General features: G+C 32.1%; 14 protein-coding genes, 2 pseudogenes and 1 other annotated feature. Of the genes and pseudogenes, 4 read left to right on the top strand and 12 right to left on the bottom strand.

Annotation, left to right across the window (positions count from 1 at the left end; all coding sequences use genetic code 11):
• Position 1: 1 nt before the first annotated feature.
• Together ABH968_RS11240 and ABH968_RS11235 are read left to right on the top strand one after the other, a co-directional pair.
• Positions 2–1489: a sodium:solute symporter family protein gene (locus ABH968_RS11240; protein ID WP_370044112.1), complete on the top strand. Its 1488-nt coding sequence runs from the start codon at positions 2–4 to the stop codon at positions 1487–1489.
• A gap of 19 nt (positions 1490–1508) precedes the next feature.
• Positions 1509–1829 (top strand): annotated as a pseudogene (locus ABH968_RS11235) (Rid family hydrolase).
• Positions 1830–2828: 999 nt separating this feature from the next.
• Here the strand turns inward: ABH968_RS11235 and serS are convergent.
• From serS to ABH968_RS11180, 11 genes and pseudogenes are all read right to left on the bottom strand, one after another.
• The gene (serS, locus tag ABH968_RS11230) at positions 2829–4109 is read right to left on the bottom strand and encodes a serine--tRNA ligase (RefSeq protein ID WP_370044111.1); all 1281 of its coding nucleotides are present in this window, start codon (positions 4107–4109) and stop codon (positions 2829–2831) included.
• 123 nt (positions 4110–4232) lie between these two features.
• Positions 4233–4448 (bottom strand) — a binding site (T-box leader).
• Between the two features lie 11 nt (positions 4449–4459).
• Positions 4460–4621 (bottom strand): hypothetical protein, encoded by a 162-nt coding sequence (locus tag ABH968_RS11225; protein ID WP_370044197.1) that lies wholly within the window; start codon positions 4619–4621, stop codon positions 4460–4462.
• 159 nt (positions 4622–4780) lie between these two features.
• Positions 4781–5095 carry a TIR domain-containing protein gene (locus ABH968_RS11220; RefSeq protein WP_370044110.1) on the bottom strand — a complete coding sequence of 105 codons (315 nt, stop codon included), beginning with the start codon at positions 5093–5095 and terminating at the stop codon, positions 4781–4783.
• Positions 5083–5403, bottom strand: a complete 321-nt coding sequence (locus tag ABH968_RS11215; protein ID WP_370044109.1) for a hypothetical protein — start codon at positions 5401–5403, stop codon at positions 5083–5085. Before ABH968_RS11215 ends, ABH968_RS11220 begins: the two co-directional genes overlap by 13 nt.
• 169 nt (positions 5404–5572) lie before the next feature.
• Entirely contained in the window at positions 5573–7141 is a 1569-nt protein-coding gene (locus tag ABH968_RS11210) for a putative ABC transporter permease subunit (protein WP_370044108.1), read from the bottom strand.
• Positions 7110–7847 (bottom strand): ABC transporter ATP-binding protein, encoded by a 738-nt coding sequence (locus ABH968_RS11205; RefSeq protein WP_370044196.1) that lies wholly within the window; start codon positions 7845–7847, stop codon positions 7110–7112. The genes ABH968_RS11210 and ABH968_RS11205 overlap by 32 nt, the downstream gene beginning before the upstream one ends.
• Before the next feature lie 202 nt (positions 7848–8049).
• Positions 8050–9159 carry a DUF1648 domain-containing protein gene (locus ABH968_RS11200; protein WP_370044107.1) on the bottom strand — a complete coding sequence of 370 codons (1110 nt, stop codon included), beginning with the start codon at positions 9157–9159 and terminating at the stop codon, positions 8050–8052.
• 3 nt (positions 9160–9162) lie between these two features.
• On the bottom strand, positions 9163–9555 hold the full coding sequence (locus tag ABH968_RS11195) for a GntR family transcriptional regulator (RefSeq protein ID WP_370044106.1): 393 nt from the start codon (positions 9553–9555) through the stop codon (positions 9163–9165).
• A gap of 1510 nt (positions 9556–11065) precedes the next feature.
• Positions 11066–12922 carry an alpha/beta fold hydrolase gene (locus ABH968_RS11190; protein ID WP_370044105.1) on the bottom strand — a complete coding sequence of 619 codons (1857 nt, stop codon included), beginning with the start codon at positions 12920–12922 and terminating at the stop codon, positions 11066–11068.
• 57 nt (positions 12923–12979) lie between these two features.
• Positions 12980–13546 carry a TetR/AcrR family transcriptional regulator gene (locus tag ABH968_RS11185; RefSeq protein ID WP_370044104.1) on the bottom strand — a complete coding sequence of 189 codons (567 nt, stop codon included), beginning with the start codon at positions 13544–13546 and terminating at the stop codon, positions 12980–12982.
• An 829-nt stretch (positions 13547–14375) separates the two neighbouring features.
• Positions 14376–14561 (bottom strand): annotated as a pseudogene (locus ABH968_RS11180) (hypothetical protein); the annotation flags it as partial.
• Between ABH968_RS11180 and ABH968_RS11175 the strand changes: the two are divergent.
• A complete protein-coding gene (locus ABH968_RS11175) occupies positions 14500–15063 on the top strand; it encodes a class I SAM-dependent methyltransferase (RefSeq protein ID WP_370044195.1) in 564 nt (187 codons plus the stop codon). The pseudogene ABH968_RS11180 and the gene ABH968_RS11175 sit on opposite strands and share 62 nt — an antisense overlap.
• A gap of 1645 nt (positions 15064–16708) precedes the next feature.
• Here the strand turns inward: ABH968_RS11175 and ABH968_RS11170 are convergent.
• Positions 16709–17068 (bottom strand): barstar family protein, encoded by a 360-nt coding sequence (locus ABH968_RS11170; RefSeq protein WP_370044103.1) that lies wholly within the window; start codon positions 17066–17068, stop codon positions 16709–16711.
• A gap of 515 nt (positions 17069–17583) precedes the next feature.
• On the opposite strand from ABH968_RS11170, the gene ABH968_RS11165 reads away from it, so the two are divergent.
• On the top strand, positions 17584–17859 hold the full coding sequence (locus ABH968_RS11165; RefSeq protein ID WP_370044102.1) for a YqhV family protein: 276 nt from the start codon (positions 17584–17586) through the stop codon (positions 17857–17859).
• The last annotated feature ends 860 nt before the right edge of the window (positions 17860–18719 follow it).

The following is an 18719-nucleotide window of genomic DNA, read 5'->3' as shown; positions in this document are numbered from 1 at the left end:
TATGATCATTTCAGTTGGAATCATTGCAATTTTCTTAGTGATTGCTTTATTTTTAGGCATTACGGCAAGTAGAGGTAAAGATATGAGCCTAGAACAATGGAGTGTTGGAGGCCGTGGATTTGGATCTATCTTCATCTTCTTATTAATGGCTGGTGAAATTTATACAACTAATGCATTTTTAGGGGTAAGTGGTTGGATGTATGGAAAAGGTGGCGTAGCATTTTACAATATCATGATGCTGAACTATGTAATTGCTTACTGGTTAACACCTAAAATATGGGCTTATGGAAAGAAACATAGTTTATTATCACAATCTGACTTTTTTGAAAAGGCATATAATAGTAAAATTCTCGGCATGCTCGTAGCCGTGGTAGGGTTAGCAGCTCTAATTCCTTATTTAATCATTCAATTAAAAGGTCTTGGCATTATCGTTTCTGAAGCTTCCTATGGAGCGATTGATCCGAAAATAACAATTTGGATTGGCACAATTGCAATGATTGCTTATGTTGTGGTTTCAGGAATTCATGGCTCGGCTTGGACTGCTGTTATGAAAGATTTTCTTATTCTTGGTGTCGTGTTATTCCTTGGTATCTACTTACCTATACATTATTATGGTGGAATTCAACCAATGTGGGAAGCAATTGAAGCTGTTAAACCAGGGTTTCTAACACTTCCAGACTCAGGTTTTAGCACCTCATGGTATATTTCAACGATGATGTTAACATCTTTAGGGTTTTATATGTGGCCTCATACATTTGTTGCTACGTTTTCAGCGAAAAATGGAAATGCCCTAAGAAAAAATGCGATTATGCTTCCTATCTATGCATTATTTTTATTATTTATCTTATTTGTTGGAGCAGCAGCAATTTTACAAGTTCCAGGGTTAGAAGGAGGCGCTGTGGATTTAGCTTTATTTAAAATCTCCACGCAAACATTTAATCCAGTCATCGTTGGCTTTATTGGAGCAGCAGGGTTATTAACTGCAATTGTTCCAGGTTCATTGATTTTGATGTCTGCAGCTACATTACTTGCGAAAAATGTTGTAAAACCTATTCGCCCTCAAACTACCGATCAACAAATTGGTATCATTGCTCGCTATTCAGTTCCAGTGATTGCACTTGTTGCACTTTACTTTACTTTTAGTGGTGGTGGAGCAATTACGTTATTATTCTTAATGGGGTATGGTCTAGTTACTCAATTTGTACCAGCGGTTGTATGTAGCCTTTTGAAGAAAAATCCATTAACTTTACAAGGTGTGTTTACTGGGATTATTGTGGGTGTTACGATTGTAGGTTGGCAAGCAGCTACAGGTGCTCATCTAAGTAAGCTGTTCCCAAGCTGGCCATCCTATATACAAGATATCAACATTGGTTTCCTTGCATTGAGTGTTAATATTTTAGTAAGTTTAATTGTAAGTGCATTTACAAGGAAAGTAACTGTTAAAAATGATGGAATTACAAATGAGGAAACAGTAGAAAACATTTCATAGTATCATTTGTGTTTTCGGAATATTTAGTTTTTTCAAAAGAGCCAAAATCAATTTAACCATATTCTCAAAAGTTCAAGTAGGAGATTTACTATTTTTATCTGGTCAAATTCCTGTTAATCCGTTATCAAATGAAGTCGTAGAGAATGATATTGTAATTCAAACCAATCAAGTTATAAGAACATAAGGGACTATTTTAGAATCCCAACAGCTTTCAATTAATAATCAGGAATATAGCTAATATTTGGGTGATCATCGCCCAGCAAGATCAACGGTAGAAGTGAGTCGTCATCCAAAAGATGTACTCGTTGAAATTGAAGTAATCGCATGTTTAACAATTTAAATGTAAATTTGCTTGAGAAGAATCCATTTTAATCAAGCATGTAAAAATGGATTCTTTTTAATTCAACTATAAGGATGACAATTTTATTTAAATTAATAAAAGAAGACATCGAAGCAAAGTTTAAATTTTGATATCCTTTTACAGCTGTTTTGTCTCAATATTATTAGTATACTTTTCATTGAGACGTAACTTCCTATAATTTATATTATGTAAACTAAAATTATTTGGCGTGGAGGAGGGCTTGGATACGTCAACTACCCATAATATCTGTATATGGACAAGAACTTTTAGACACTTTATTTTTATGGACAAATGAAAAGACATGCTTTAAATAGCTCTGTGTATAAATTAATAAGACACGAAATTTAAAATCATCTTTCTCGATAAGCCTTTTTTAAAAGTTAAAAGACAGAACCTTCAAGTATGGCTCTGTCTTTTAACAAATTGAGGAATTGTCAAATTAAAATGAGCAAAGGTTCAAAATTATAAGAGATGAATCTGTTATGTTAAGTGGAATGTATAGATATATAGAAGTAATTAAACTTTATTAACTACTAAAGAACATTAAACAATAAACAGCAGGTCTCCTTATGTATTCTTTATCTTCTTTCTTTTCACCGAATGTGATAATATCCATAATTTAATCTCCCCGTCCATTTTTCAATTTTAACATAAATATCCAATACTCATATATGAGTTATTCAACAATTTGGTGCTTTCCATGAAGAAAGACGCTTTCCTTATTTCAGAAAAGCGCCCGTTTGTGGAATAGTGGAAAATGCGAGCTGCAAAATGTCATTTCTTAATTTTTTCTAATGCACCCCATCCTTGATTATAGTAACATCTTTTTTAGTCTCGCTAAATTTCCTTTAAGAAATAAAGCATTTTTTCAATTCCACGGCGTTTACTCCACCCGATACTATTTAAGCATCTGTAAATCGAGAAAGAGGTAATATAATTACCTGTTAAAGGATATCTAAAATAGCTTTTCCCTGTTATTTATTTTGGTGCAATTACTTTTTTACCACCCATGTATGGTCTTAAAACTTCTGGAATTACTACGCTTCCATCTGCTTGTTGGTAGTTTTCTAAAATAGCAGCAACTGTACGTCCAATAGCAAGACCTGAACCGTTTAATGTATGAACATATTCTGGTTTTGCATTTGGCTCACGACGGAAGCGAATGTTCGCTCGTCGTGCTTGGAAATCCTCAAAGTTAGAGCAAGAAGAAATTTCACGGTACATGTTTTGTGCAGGAATCCAAACTTCTAAATCATATTTCTTCGCTGAAGTAAAACCTAAATCAGCAGTACACATTTTTAGTTTACGATACGGTAAGCTTAGTAATTGCAGTACTTTTTCAGCATGACCTGTTAACAACTCTAGCTGTTCATATGACTCCTCTGGTTTTACAAAGCGTACTAATTCCACTTTGTTGAATTGGTGCTGACGGATTAAACCACGTGTATCACGGCCCGCAGAGCCTGCCTCTGAACGGAAGCACGCACTATAGGAAGCGAAGCCTTGTGGTAAAGCATCAGCCAGTAAAATTTCATCACGATAGAAGTTTGTTACAGGTACCTCTGCCGTTGGAATCATGAAATAATCTGTTTCCTCTAATTTAAATACATCTTCTTCAAATTTAGGAAGATTTCCAGTACCCGTCAAGCTATCACGATTAACAATGACAGGTGGTAGCATTTCCTCATAACCATGCTCCTCTGCATGTAAATCCATCATAAATGTCATTAATGCACGTTCTAAACGAGCTCCAAGCCCGCGGTAGAATAAGAAACGGCTACCTGTTACTTTTGTACCTCGTTCAAAGTCCACAATCTTCAAATCTATAGCAAGATCCCAGTGTGCTTTAATTTCAAAATCAAATGTTGGGATTTCGCCCCAAGTATATTCTTCTACATTGTCGTCCTCTGTTGTGCCTACTGGTACAGATTCGTGTGGAATGTTTGGCAAGCGCATCATCATATCTTTAAAGCGCTCTTCAACATCATTTAGTTGAACATCTAGCTCTTTAATTTCATCGCCTACTTGACGCATACGAGCAATAACCTCATCTGCATTTTCCTTGTTGCGTTTCATAATTGAAATTTGCTCAGATACTTTATTTCGTTCTGCTTTTAATTCTTCTGTTTTAGCAATTAACTCACGACGCTTTGCATCTAAATCCTCAAAGTCATCTAAGTTTCCTAAATCTTCATTACGTGTTAATAGCATTTCTTTAATTTCCGCGAAATTATCACGTACGCGTTTAATATCTAACATAAGTCATACCTCCAGTAGTATAATGACATTGCATCCATTAAGTCTTGGTGTAATTGCGTTACAAGCTAAACTCGAATAGCTCCGTTTTGAATAAAAATAAACACAAAAAAGCCCCCATCCCTAAAAAGGGACGAGAGCTACCCGCGTTGCCACCCTAATTGATTAGGCATATACCTAATCCACTTATTTCATAACGGCATTTCAGCCGGCTACAGCCTACTTACATTACTTCGACTGTGCAACTCCAGGACGGATTCACAAGTGCTTCTATCAGCTTCCACCAACCGCTGACTCTCTAAAAAAAACGTGCTTGCTACTACTTCCCATCATCGTGTTCAGTTATTTAAATTTTAACCATACTGTACTATATGAAAACAGATTTTGCAAGCCATACCATAGGATACAAAATATTCTAGAATTCTTGAATCACCGGTTAATTCCGGATGAAATGCACAACCCAATAAATGACCATTTCGCGCTAAGATTATTTTCCCCTCATATTCAGTAAGAATTTCAACATTTTTCCCGACTGCTTAAATATGAGGAGCCCGAAGTACAAAAATTCGCTTATATTACTTGAAATATTTTTTACCCTTTTTAATTCTTGTAAAGGTTATATTTTGCTTATTTCCTGTGTTATTTTGCTAATCATATTTAAATAATCAGCTTTTTTATTTTCCCAATAAGTAATATATGTAGTTTATTTGTTCGTCCATTGAATAAATATTTGCAGCAAAATGAGCTGGCACATCTGATCTTATAGGTAAGAGTTCAATATCTGAATCTCTTAATATTACTAATAGCATTTTTTCTTTATATTCACGTAAGCGCATTACTTCAGATATTTCATGCATACAATTGACTGACTTAAAATAATTATCGCTGATAATACTAATTACAAAATCATGTCTACCAATCGAATGCATAAAGCTTTTTATACTATCTTTAAATTTAAGCCCACGAATATCTCTATTTACATATTCCAATTTGATAAGATTGTATAAACCATAAATCCACCTACTATTAAGTTCCCTATAATTATAAATAGTAAGTTTCCTTGTAATTTAGTATTTTTCTTTTTCCCTAATCCACCTAATGCAGTAATCCCTATAAAAAATGACAATACAGGATAAATAAAGATAAAATATTTACTGCCGTTCAAATTGGGACCGGCCATGTTGAAGGTAATAGGAATCTCATCCGATATATTTTGTACACCAATAATTGAAAACACAAAAAACAAGGCACAAAATATCCAAGGAATTGTACTTACTGACTTTTTAGATTTATTCATAATAATCTCCATTCTCTCCCGTGTCCGCTTCACGACACAAACAGTAATGAAAACGAGTGAGCGGAACACTTTATTTTTTTAATAGATTTTTCAATTAATTGCGATCTTTATTTAGCTTACTTTTTTCAGTAATATTTATTAATTTCGTTTTCACACTACTCTTCCCCAATTAAATAGGCTCACCATTTATTGTTTTAGCATATAACTTGCTAGTTACGATGCCCAAGCATAAAATAATAACAACATCATATATGCCTACTATCGAACCTGACCATAGTACTCTTGGAACTGCTGCAATGAGTACCAGAATCATTCCACCTAACATCCCCAATAAACTTGATACACTCCGCTTTATTACTTGGAGCTCTGATTGCCAACTATAATTTACATATCTTAAATTAATAGCAATTCCGTATACTGCTGAAAATAATGCAAATGCACATGGAAGAAGTACTAATATGATGGAATCAAATAATGTTGCTCCAAACACTCTTCCGATTATTATTCCGTTTATAATCGTAAGAGGTATTGTAACCGTAAGATTAACAAGTATCTTACTCTTTACAACCATTTCTTTCGACAATGGAAAAGTTTTGATCATCCAAATATTTTTACCTTCAAGTGAAATAGACACGCTACTTGTATTTGATAGACATACCATCAATGACAATATATACGGTGTTATTTCATACAGAATCTCTACTGTATTAATATTATCTAACGGAATTTTTTCCATCACTTTTGTGATTGAAATCATTAAAGAAATCGTAAAAATAACCATCATGATCATTCCGAATGCTTTGTTCATTAAGTACATTGCGGACGAAAATAGTCGCTTGATTTCTTTCACATATAATGCTTTTAAAATACTTGATCTTTTTAATATTTTTACTTCATATTTTTTGTTACTACTCATTGATCGAATTTTAGTATTTAGTCTTTTGTATACAAACGAAAGACCAATAATGAAAATCACTGTTAATACTAATGAAACTGCTATATATATAAGAAAATCTTCCACTTTTCCTGTTTCCAGTATTTTATTATACAAATAAAACATTGGATACACTTGGTTAAACTGATTCAATACATTTGTTAATATCAATTTCATATCGCTTGAATCAAATTTATAACCACTCAATGTTGGTGCTAATACTAAAAATAAAAAAATACACATATAGCTAATTGAAGAAAACGCACGAGAATATTTTGCTCTCGATGAAACTTCTAAAACTAATATACTAACAATTGACGCTACAATTGATGGTACTAATGCAACTGTAAGTATTCCAATCAGTATCTTTATCCAAAAAACTCCGCTTACTGTTCCTGTAAAGAAATATACTGCTCCCATTAAAAGCATGATTATTAAAGATACTACCGTATTCAAGAAATATATATAAAAGAATCTACTTACAACTATTATTGATGTTTTAATAGGAAGTGACATTAATGTGTCATAATCTCTTTTTCCAAATAACTCATCACTAGCATTAAAAAATGCTATAAATAATGATATAAGAGTACTCAATAAAAATGAAAATGCAAGTATGTGTTCTCTCATATTATATTCATTCAGCATATATCCAAGACTTGTAAAATACGCTAGCAAGATAACAATCGGAAGAGATATACCGATAATAACCATTTTATCACCAATGCTGGCTTTACCTTTTAGGGTATTAAGTCTCGCCTGTGAAATAATCCTAACTTTTAGAAGAATAAGAAAATGACTCATCTTTTAACTCCTTCATAAAGAACTCTTCCAATGTTTGATTTTGTATTATTTCATCCATCGTACCACTATAAACTAGCTTTCCACGATTAATCATAGCCACCTTATTACAAAGCTTTTCTGCAACATCTAAGACATGTGTTGAAAAAAATATTGCATTCCCTTTAGCAGTCATTTTTTTCATTACCTCTTTTAAAACAACTACTGCTTTTGGATCAAGACCTACAAATGGCTCGTCCAGAATCAAAAGCTTTGGTTCATGAATAATAGCTCCAGTTATTGCTAACTTTTGCTTCATTCCGTGAGAATAAGAGGATATTAGATTCCCTAGACTTTCTGTTATTCCAAACATTCCAGAATATTCTTTTATTCTCTTTACTCGAACATCTTCCGGCACTCCGAAAATATCTGCTACAAAATTTAAATACTGGATTCCTGTTAAATGTTCATATAATTCGGGACTATCAGGAATATAAGCAAATTTCGATTTGCATTCAAGAGGCTTTTTCTTAATAGAATGCCCATCAATGTAGATATCGCCTTCCTCAAAATTTAGTATTCCTACTACTGATTTGATCGTTGTACTTTTCCCAGCTCCATTATGACCTATAAATCCAAAAACATCGCCATTTTCAACACATAAACTTATGTTATCGACTGCTATTTTTCCATCTTTATACACTTTTGAAAAGTTTTTAATATCCAGGATTCCCATTCTTTCATCTCCTTATCTTATTATTACCGATCGGATTCTTATCTTTATCTAATAGCTTCTACAGCTAAGTAATCCCCCTTGATTTTAGTTTGAAAGTCATTAAATTATGTCTCTTTGTTTCTTTTGTTATATTACAAAAGAACATATATTAGTCGAGGTCAATATATCTCTGCAAAAACGTCCATTTTCCCCTCTCCTATCTATTTAGTAATATTGGTAAGCCAGCAGCTATTACAATAATTCCGATTAAAATTAACCAAGCAAGCGGATTTGCACAATTCATTGTCCAGCCAACTCCAAAACGTTTTTCTAAGAACAATGAGGGATCTTTTCGATTAAAATAAAATTGACCAAGCTTCCAATAATGATCGTCATCACGATTTATCACTGTACCATCTGTTGTTCTTACATTTTTCACACGACTTCCACCCTGCCCAGTTGTAATGGCAAGTACAATCACACCAATAATCATGATTGCTGTAATCATTAACGAAATTACAGTCATATAAGTTGTTAAAATCGAATAAATAAATGATAGCTGGATTACACTAAAAAGAGCTGTAAGCAAGATTCCACTAGCAATTAGGAAAACCGACCATCTTCTACGAAAAATAATGTTTTGTTCTATTGATCCATCTGGATTTTGAGCATTCAGCTGTTGTTTTGATCTACCAATCATCCAATTAATAAACATGAATAAAGCAATCATATAGATTTGTGTTATTGGAATGATTAAGACAGATCGATATGATTTTTCTGCCCAATTGGTAACCACACCAAAGAAATCATATTGCATTGGAATCCGTTCAGGGATTCTTCCATACTGCGTAAAGGTAATAAATAGCGTGACAGCTACTAAAGCAAAAGCAATTAAAAACCAGTAATTAGAATGAATTAATTTTTGCTGATAAAAATTTGTTTGTAGTACAATCTTCTGTTGTCTTTGTTCATTCCATTTCTCCTTTTCTTTGAGTTGTTTCATTTGCTTATGAAACACTAGATAGATTAAAAATGAAATAATCATAAAACCAAGTATAGTGATCGATAAAACAATCCCCATTGTCTCTCCATCGTTTGGAGAATACTTTCCTACGATAAAATAAAAAATAAATAGTATAACAATACTAAAAGCTGTCATAGCTGAAGCATATTGTTTTCGCATTTTTTTTAGTTTTTCATCCATATAGACATCAGACGGAATAGAAACTCCAAAACTCTCTGTACGTCGTGTCCAATACGGCATACCAATCAAACTAATAAAAATAGGTATGAATAAAATAATTGAAATCCAAATGATATGATCCATCGGTTAGCTTTCCCCCTCGTGAACATATGAAGTAAAAATCTCTTCACAAAGCTTCATAAAATCTTCTTTATTTACATCCCGACAAATGGCCTCTGCAATAAGGGGATGTAATATTTCTTTCATTTCTTCCTGAAAAGATACATCTGCCTTTGGAACTCCCTCTGGATTAACCACAACTCCTTTTTGACGATGATTTAAAATAAATCCTTTTTGTTCTAGCTCTTTATACGCTTTGTTCACCGTGTGTAAATTGATTCCTAAATCTGCTGCTAATGAACGAACAGATGGTAATCGTTCACTTGGAACAAGCTCCTGCTTTGCAATACCTGCAATAATACAATGCATAAGCTGTATATAAATTGGTGTTTTAGACTCAAACTCTAAATGAATAATCAAAGGGATCCACCCTCCTTTCTGTATAATGTATGTTATATTTGTAATATAACATACATTACCAATATAGCGAAGAATTTTCATAAAAAGTCCTTAACTGTTTTTATATGACAGTTAAGGACTCTTTTTCATTGTATTAGGAATCATTATTATTAATATAAACAGTTATTAATAATAAAAGAAAATTAAAATTTAACACAGCTTATTTTAAAAAAGTTGATAAGGAGAAATACTCCATATCAACTTTTTATCCTTTGTTAAGATAAGGTATCAACCAGCTTAGTTTGTTCACACTTATGAATAATTTTTATGAATATTGGACAAATCTACATTAAACGATAATTAGCATTATTTAAACGAATAATCTCCTTGTGAACGATAAAATATGGGAAACATCCGATAATTAGAAAGTTGTGACCAAGGTATTTATATTATGTAAACTAAAATTTTTTGGCGTGGAGGAGGGCTTGGATATGTGTACTTCCCTTGTACAATGTATATTGTATATGGACAAGAACTTTTAGACACTGCCACAAACCCACTTTCTTTGCACGAGGATTTTAAAGTGTTTTGATTCTTTGGACAAAAACTTTTAGACACTTTATTTTAAATGAGGACAAGAACTTTAGACATTTTATTTTTATAGACAGATGAAAAAACATAAATTTTAAATAGCTCTGTGTATATGGTCACTAAAGGCAAATTAATAAGACACTAAAGTTTAAGTAATTTAAACTTCACTTCATTTGTAAAAGGTCAGATAGTTTTGGACACTTGAGACAAATAGTTTTGGACACCAAAAATTTACATGAGGAAATATTGTATTTATCATTTAATTTCTAGCTTCAAAATTCTTTCTGTCCTTAATAATAAAATATTTTTCCTTGATTTTAAACCTTTAGTTTTGGACTTCTTAAATTTTTAAAAATTTTAGGGACAATTAGTTTTAGACTACTTTTACATATATAATTAAACTTTACTGTACAGCACTCTATATTATTTTGAAAATAATAAAAGAAAAGCATGCTTTAAAACATGCTTTTCTTTTATTACATATAATGCAGCCCCGGTATCACTTAAAACTGCTAGCCATAGCGTAAGTCATCCAAGGAAAACCAACACTAAAGCAATAACCTTAAAGATAATGTTTAGTTTAATAATCATTAAAGCTTTAATTTAGAGTAATTAAATGTGTGATCTTCCTTATTTTTAAATGGACTGCTAGCTTTAGTTGGTTTGTAATAAAGAATAAAAGGGTATTCAATCCCTATTTAACAACAACAAATGCAAAACCTCCATTTTAGCTAGTATTGATTGGAATTTTACAAAAAATTCGATCAAATAAATGAGCCTTATTCAACTAAAGCCACAATCATTTCACCTGCTCTTTTAATCCAAGATTCTTAAGTAAATATATCCAGCGTTCATGTAGACAATCTTTTTTTTCAAACAGTACGACTTTATTTCAAAGACACAACGATCTTACTACACGCTTTTTATTTATCCCACACTCTCATCTGCTAGTACTACTATTTTTTATTACCAAATTAGCCGTTTCACTCGGATGGTTAAGAGGAAAATGATGACCATATGGAACAAAATCAACCTTACCAAGATGCGAAGGAGCAGAATAGCCTCTGTCATAATCCCCCCAAATAATGCGAAGATTATACTTTGTTACTTCATTCAAATCACCTTGAACGTTTTTCAATAGTAAACTGTTAAGCTGAACCGTAGTATTTAAAATTCTAGGAGAAGTAAAACTGTTACTTATTTTTTCAATATAATGTTCAGGGATGCTCTCCGTACTTTCAAATAAACCATTACTTAATAAATAACGCTCTATCAAATTAGTAGTTGCCAATTTCAATGTCCATTTGTTCAAAAATTGAGGAACATTTATCGATTTAGCATTTTTTTTAGCAACAGGTGGCTGAAGTAAAGTAATTGTATACTTCTTATCTATGTACTTTTGTACTAATGCTTCCAAAAGAATATACGCACCAAATGAATGGCCAATTAGATGGGCACCGTTAGTAGCTTTCTCCAATAACTTTTTCACTACATTCAAATAGATATTTAAAAGATTTTTCTCTCGTTTAAAAGGAGAACGTCCCAAACCTGGAAGGTCCATGATCCATACAGGTCGACCCGTTTTTTCATGAAGCTCTTTCCCTAAAGGAAATAAATCCTCTCCATCACTTAATAAACCATGTAATAAAATAAACGGTTTACCCTCTCCTTGTGATTGGTAAATGGTAGTATTATTACATAATGTTCGTTTAAATAAATGACTGTGCTGGCCATTTTGATACATCATGCGATAATCCAGATCAGCTATTACGGCTGGGAAAAATTTCATTACATTTGTCTCCTTAAACCAATCTTCTCCCATAATCTTTTTCGCTGAACCATTTGAAAATGTTCGATTTGTAATAAAGTTCAGCCCATCAGCAGGAATTTGGGTTATTTTGCTTACGCCACTATTCATAAGTGCTTTCATAAATGGCAATGGGGCAGAAATTTTAGGTGCAGTCATATTCATACTTTCTGACATAGCATCTAATAATTCTGAAATATTCTGATCATGTTGTTTATCTTCAACAAGTGTATATGTTTGTATAGTTGGTTGTTCCAATCTGAAAACCTGCACAATAAACTTTGCTAGTTCATCGTTTGCAATAAGTGGTAATCTATATTCCTTACCTCCAGGGATCACTGGCATGAGCCCCTTTCGCATACTCTTCACAAGCAAGCCTAAGCCTCCTGTTTGCTCCGTACTCCCTGTTTTACTACTACCAACTACAGTTGGTGGATTAATTACTGAAAGCGGATAACCTACTGTTGATGCCTGCTGACGGATATAAAGATCTGCTAAAAACTTTGTTCTCTCATATGGATTTTTTATTTTCAAAAAATTGTTTCCTTCTTTAAACACATCTATCGCAATCTTGCTATTTTTATCATCAAAGGGACTCATATAGCCTACAACATGAATAAATTGTTGCAATCCCTTCAATTGATGAATATTTTTAGCGAATTCACTAATATGTTGGGCACCATTCAAAAATACGGAAGCTGCCTCTTTGCTTGTCGCTTGAATATCCATGGGGCCTCCTGCGTGAATAATCACATCCGTTTTCAATACCCTCTCCTTATCTTCAGCACTTAGACCTAAGTCTATTTTCGTCAAATCACCTTCAATAAAGTGCATAACTGCCTCTTTTAAGATACCTCTTTCTTGATAAATGCGTGTTGCTTTACTTTTCGATCTCACTAATAGAAGAATTGTAACATGCTCTTTGGCTAATTCCTTCACTAATTGCTTTCCAATAAAACCTGTTCCACCAGTTAAAAATACTGTTCTCATATAAATCCTCCTTTTAGTACTATTTAGTACTAATCTGATGTAAAAAAAATGCTTCTTTTATCGAAGCAAGTTAAAAAAATGTTCTGCTGTTTTCATGATTACAGTTGCATCCTTCAGTGTTTCTGAAATAAATAGCGCTCCTTCAAGATTTGTAATAAAAAGAGATGCAACCTCGTCAATATTAATTGTCTTTCTAAATTCACCATTCTCTACCCCTTGTTTAAGTAATAGAGAAACTTTCGTTTGTAATCCTGCAAAAAAAAGACCTATTTTTTCTTTTACTTTTGTGGCATTTGTAGGGCTTTGAATATAAAGCGTAATAAATGGACAGCTCCCCTTATATTCTCTCGTCTGAACTCCTTGTGATAATTGCTTTAAAAACAGTTGGATACGATCTTCTACTAATAATTGGTTTTGAGATAGTAAGCCATCAATTGCAGATTGATACATTTCAATCCAATAATCAACGACCCCTTCCAACAATTCTTCCTTATTAGAGAAGTGATAATACACATTAGACTTTGAAACTTTGCTTACACGAACTAATTCATCCATGCTTGTATAAGCAAACCCTTTTTCTAAAAATAATGTTGCAGCTACTTCAATCACACGTTTTTGATTCATTAATTTTACCCTTGTCATAATTAGTACTGTACAGTACTATAATAAGTGTTGCAAGTATTTTTGTTAGTTTAATAAAAAAATTGATCAAAAAAGCTATACTTTAATTGATTTTACTGCTAAAAATTAATCTCATTTTGAACAAAGTTGAACTGAACCCCAAAACTGTTTTGGATGGCTTGCAATTTTTCACTTGTGTTTTAACGCTAGGTTCATATATTTTTGAAAAGAAAACAAATATGTTTTTTTGGAAGATACATACGAATTTATTTTTGTAGTTACTAAATTGTTTAGAGGAGATGCTTTTATGCCCATTTCAGTACAGCATATTCGACATGCTACATCAATTATCTCAATAAATGGAAAATGATTACTGATTGATCCGATGTTGAGTGAAGCTGGTAAACTTTCACCTGTCCCTTTCACTAGAAATTATCGCAGAAATCCATTGACTTCATTGACTGTTTCACTTCACATTTTCGAAGATGTAGATGCTATCCTTCTAACACATCGTCATGGCGAAACATCGAATTGTAAGTTGTTACCATTAAGCTTCACTGTAACTTCTTTACTTGCAGCATTTGCACTCGCCACACTTGCAAAACATAAAAGTCCAAAACTATTTGTCCATTTTTAAGACAATTAGTTTTGGACACTAATATTTAACAATCCTTTTATATCAAGCATTCATAAGACATTCATTAAGTCTAAAACTATTTGACTTTTTACATCATTATCAAAACGTTTAGATTTATAAAAAATTATTTGATTTTCATACTAAAAAGACAGAACCATAATTAATGGTTCTGTCAAATAATCTTTCTATTTTACTTTACTTTACTCGTAGTAAGCGTAGCGAGTTTAGAATAACAATTAATGCAGCCCCTGTATCACTTAAAACTGCTAGCCATAGAGTTAGCCATCCAGGGAAAATCAACACTAGCGCAACAACTTTAATGATAATTGAAAAGATAATGTTTTGCTTAATAATCATCAAAGCTTTTTTACTTAGTTTTAATTTGTTTTTAAAGACTAGAAAAAAGATTTTTCAAGAAGTACCTTTTCAAAGCAAACAAAAAATCTTATATGTAGGTATTGCTACTGGAGCTGATTTAGAATTAATCAACTATGTTGATTATGATATTACAGCAATTGATTTTTCTCCTGATATGTTAAATAAAGCTAAAAGTAAATTCGAGCGCTCTGCTATCAAATTTTTAGAAATTAATGCTCAAAAAATGGCTTTTGAAGATGAATCATTTGATTATATTGTAGCGAGTTTAATTCTCTCGGTTGTTCCTGATGAAAATAAATGCTTTGGAGAGATGATAAGAGTTTTAAAGAAGGATGGAAGAATTCTGATTTTTGATAAATTTGCTCCTAAAAATAAAAAAAATGTGACTGACTTAATGTCTGCACTTCAAGCTTCATTAGGCAAAACTAAAAAACCTACTCACGAACAAAGAAAAATGCTTAAACGGGTTGTTCTCTTAATAATTGTAACTTTTACTGTCTTCTAAATTATTTTCAATTTTACTAGCTTCCTTATTGTTTCCTGCCTGACAAAGATTTTATGATTCACCATAACAATGTATAAAAAAAGTAAAAAAGAAGAGGGGAATATTCCCCTCTTAGACTTCAAGTAATACATGTACCATAGGCCTAATTTCCCCTAACAATAAGTCCTCTACATGGAAAAACAGTCTTTATTAGTTAGTTAACTTTACATATAACATTCGTGTTCTATTCAATCGATGAAGTATCCAGCCGATGGACGAATAGCACTTTCGTTATTAAAACACGAACATTTAAAGTTTTTTAATTATAATAGTTCGTTTTTATCCACTGTCAGTATTTGCAAACAATCGTCTCTAACTATATTTATTTACTTCAATCCTCTTTCTTTCCAAACGATGCTTCTGAAGGATATTTGCTTTTGTTTAATGATCTCTTTTAGGTTTAAGACGTTTTATTCCTATTGTTAATAGTAATAGAAAAGCTGAAACCAAAATAATTACATTTTGAATTTCTCTAGTATATCAACAATCTGTGAGAAAAGAGATATCTCAAAGAAGGAAAAATGGCTTCAAATTTTCAAAACAGAAAGTTAACATAATGTTTGTCACTTACGTATGTATTGCTTATGTGAATATTTTTTATAATATTGGCAAATATACTGTAAACGACATTACAACAATTTGTAAGAATAATCCCCTTTTGAACATTAAATTATAGGAACCAACCGTTAAAAAATTATGAATAAGGTATTTATATTATGTAAACTAAAACAAAAGAAGTGGAGGCTTTCCTATTGTTTGTGTATGGACAAGAACTTCTAGTTTTTTTAAATTCTTGAGCCAAGAAATTTTAGACATTTACATTAAAAATAACGCTGTGAGACGTATCGAGATTCAGTATCACGTACAGTTGCCCATCTCGATCGCTCTCACAGCGCACAATAAAAGCCTTCCATGTTTCTAGATTTGAAATAATTTAGGGTGAACACCTCCTTAATTTTCTACAACTATAGACCACAGCTTTTCCTAATTTCTTCAATATTTTTATGTATTAAATATAGCATTAGCAATATTAAATACTAAGCGTATTTCGGTTTCACTTTAGTCTTTTATTAGATTTTGCAAGATCATAAACAACTCTTTTTCAAAATACTTATTATCGAAATTTAGATTGTCAAATTTAAAGATACGACTGAAGTTTGCAGTCAGCATTTTTCAGCTAATCCTTCCTGAGTGAGTTTTTTCAATTTCCGTATTTCTTAGATGCTGCTACCAACTGCTGTCCCCTAGGCCAATTTCATTTTCAACCGTCGATTTCCCTCGAACTGAAAAAATCGAGTGAAACGCAAATTAGCCTTCTAGAATCCAAAAACTGGTTTAGAGGTAACCAGTCGCTGGTGCAATACCGACAACTGGTTGGATGAATTTTTTGCCCCCCCTTATATACAGGAGTCTGCCTCTACCATATAAATTTTAGAAAAGAAGTTAAAAATTAATCTACTCAATTATATTAATTCCATACTTAGATACCTTCAATTCTATAAGTCTTTTATTTCTTTTTCACTATGAATTACAACCTGAAATGAAGTCGTATTTGGTGACAATAAAGTATCCATTCTTCCAGTCGCCCATTCATCAACCATCATCTTTAGTATATCAATAAATATCTCAAACTCATCATGCACTTCTCTAGACAACAATTGATCAAAATTTTTAATAAACATACATATTTTTCACAGTTTAACCAATCTAAATCATTCATACACTCATCGAAAGCATCCCAATTTTCACCAAAATAATCCGGGAATTTAAAATTTATAGCAAATTCTTTAAATAAACTTTCAACACTCAAACAATTTTTCCCATCAATCATTGGATAAAAATTGTTTTCTTGCATATCAGATGTATGATTAAGTAGTGCATATACTTTATTAAAATTATCTAAATCACCAATCTGATGAATATAAGGTTTACTATTCTTACTTAAATTTTCTATTATTTCAGTCATCTGAATTCCACCTTTTACTTAATTCTTACAAACAATGATCATTTGTGTAGTATGCTATACCATTTTTGCCGTTCTTACATTCACTTGGTACCTCTGTTTGATTTATGATACTTATCTATTTGAATTTGAATCTTTCGAAGCTAATTGGGGCAACAATTTTGTATTTAATCGTTGCTATCCACTTCAAATTTCATGGCATTTGCGAGTGTATATGATCTCTAGATAGTGTTTGAATGAATATATCTTTCCCATAAATCTTTAGGATTTTATTATATGCACCTATACTATTTCCTTTCAAAAACAAAAAATGGATTTATGAAACTGATTCAATTAATAAATTCTTTGAACTTTTAACTAGAAAGTCACTTATTAAATTAACACTATATAGCATAATATAACAAGAATATTTGATACGAATCATACATATATTGATTTTAGTATTTCATTAAAACAGAAGTCTATAATTATCCTAATGATGGAATTATATATAAGAGAAAATTATCTATAAAGATTGGATGATGACAATTATTGAAAAATCGGTTCTTGCTATGGTTATTTTACGTGTATTGTCTGGAAGTATTGAAGTAAGTGCTGGATTGTTGATGCTAAAGTTTAATAGTTTAGAAAAAGCATTCTATATTAATACAATGCTTGCTTTGGTTGGTCCAACAGTATTAATCGTAACGACTGCAATTGCATTATTTGGACTAGCTGATAAAATTCCTGTGGCGAGAATCATTTGCTTATTTACGGGAATTACACTTATTCTTATTAGCTCACATATTAAGTAATAACAAAGTATTCCTAAAAAAGGTAATAAATCAAGTAATTCGAAAAATAATAAAATTCTCCAAAAAGTTTGTTTTGCAATGGATGTTAATTACATCCTAATATGTTCATTAGTTTGCTGTAGCGTGTGACGACGCTACGTTTTTATGAATAAGTAACCTCTACTTGCACAAAGTGTATCGCACGCACTTATTCGGTTGTGGCGTTGGTTGACCGTCACATCCTCCCTCATTCAGGGTCAACTTAACTCAGTGATTAATAATTTCTTTTCTCAGATTGTTCAGTAACATTACACTGCAACCGGTTGTTTTCTACTTGAATATAGAATGAACCTTTAAAGCAGCTTCTTTCGACTTAACATCGATCGACAACATTTTTTCGACCTCTACCTATATTGGTAAATAAGTTCCTCTATCTTTGTTTTTGTCAGTGTACTCTTCATCTTGCCCAGTTCCAAAATCCCCTTCAATTATTTCCGATAAGAAAAAATATTGATTGCCATTAAATTTAACTTCTGCGATACAATCCTTGACCTTTACACTTAACTCTTCTAGCGATCCTCTTCATGCTGCATCTGCTGGCTTAGGTTAGATTTTTGTCTGACAATTGGAAGTGCAATTAATTGTTACGCTGAATATTTTATTCGTCTTAAGGAGAATCTAGATTAAACGATAATTAGTATTATTCAAACGAATAATCCCCTTTTGAACGATAAATTATGGGAAGCATCCGATAATTAGAAAGTTGTGACCAAGGTATTTATATTATGTAAACTAAAAATATTTGGCGTGCAGGAGGGCTTGGATACGTCAATTCCCCATAATATCTGTATTTTTAGTAGACATTTTGGACAAGAATGTCC

The organism is Lysinibacillus sp. RC79 (genome assembly GCF_041262405.1).
Taxonomy (GTDB): Bacteria; Bacillota; Bacilli; order Bacillales_A; family Planococcaceae; genus Lysinibacillus.
This window is presented reverse-complemented; position numbering and strand designations above follow the sequence as displayed.

Excerpts from the sequence above, each read along its gene's own strand:
- ABH968_RS11240 (WP_370044112.1), top strand. The coding sequence starts at position 2 with ATGATCATTTCAGTTGGAATCATTGCAATTTTCTTAGTGATTGCTTTA.
- serS (WP_370044111.1), bottom strand. The coding sequence starts at position 4,109 with ATGTTAGATATTAAACGCGTACGTGATAATTTCGCGGAAATTAAAGAA.
- ABH968_RS11215 (WP_370044109.1), bottom strand. The coding sequence starts at position 5,403 with ATGAATAAATCTAAAAAGTCAGTAAGTACAATTCCTTGGATATTTTGT.
- ABH968_RS11210 (WP_370044108.1), bottom strand. The coding sequence starts at position 7,141 with ATGAGTCATTTTCTTATTCTTCTAAAAGTTAGGATTATTTCACAGGCG.
- ABH968_RS11200 (WP_370044107.1), bottom strand. The coding sequence starts at position 9,159 with ATGGATCATATCATTTGGATTTCAATTATTTTATTCATACCTATTTTT.
- ABH968_RS11190 (WP_370044105.1), bottom strand. The coding sequence starts at position 12,922 with ATGAGAACAGTATTTTTAACTGGTGGAACAGGTTTTATTGGAAAGCAA.
- ABH968_RS11185 (WP_370044104.1), bottom strand. The coding sequence starts at position 13,546 with ATGAATCAAAAACGTGTGATTGAAGTAGCTGCAACATTATTTTTAGAA.
- ABH968_RS11175 (WP_370044195.1), top strand. The coding sequence starts at position 14,500 with ATGATAATTGAAAAGATAATGTTTTGCTTAATAATCATCAAAGCTTTT.
- ABH968_RS11170 (WP_370044103.1), bottom strand. The coding sequence starts at position 17,068 with ATGACTGAAATAATAGAAAATTTAAGTAAGAATAGTAAACCTTATATT.
- ABH968_RS11165 (WP_370044102.1), top strand. The coding sequence starts at position 17,584 with ATGATGACAATTATTGAAAAATCGGTTCTTGCTATGGTTATTTTACGT.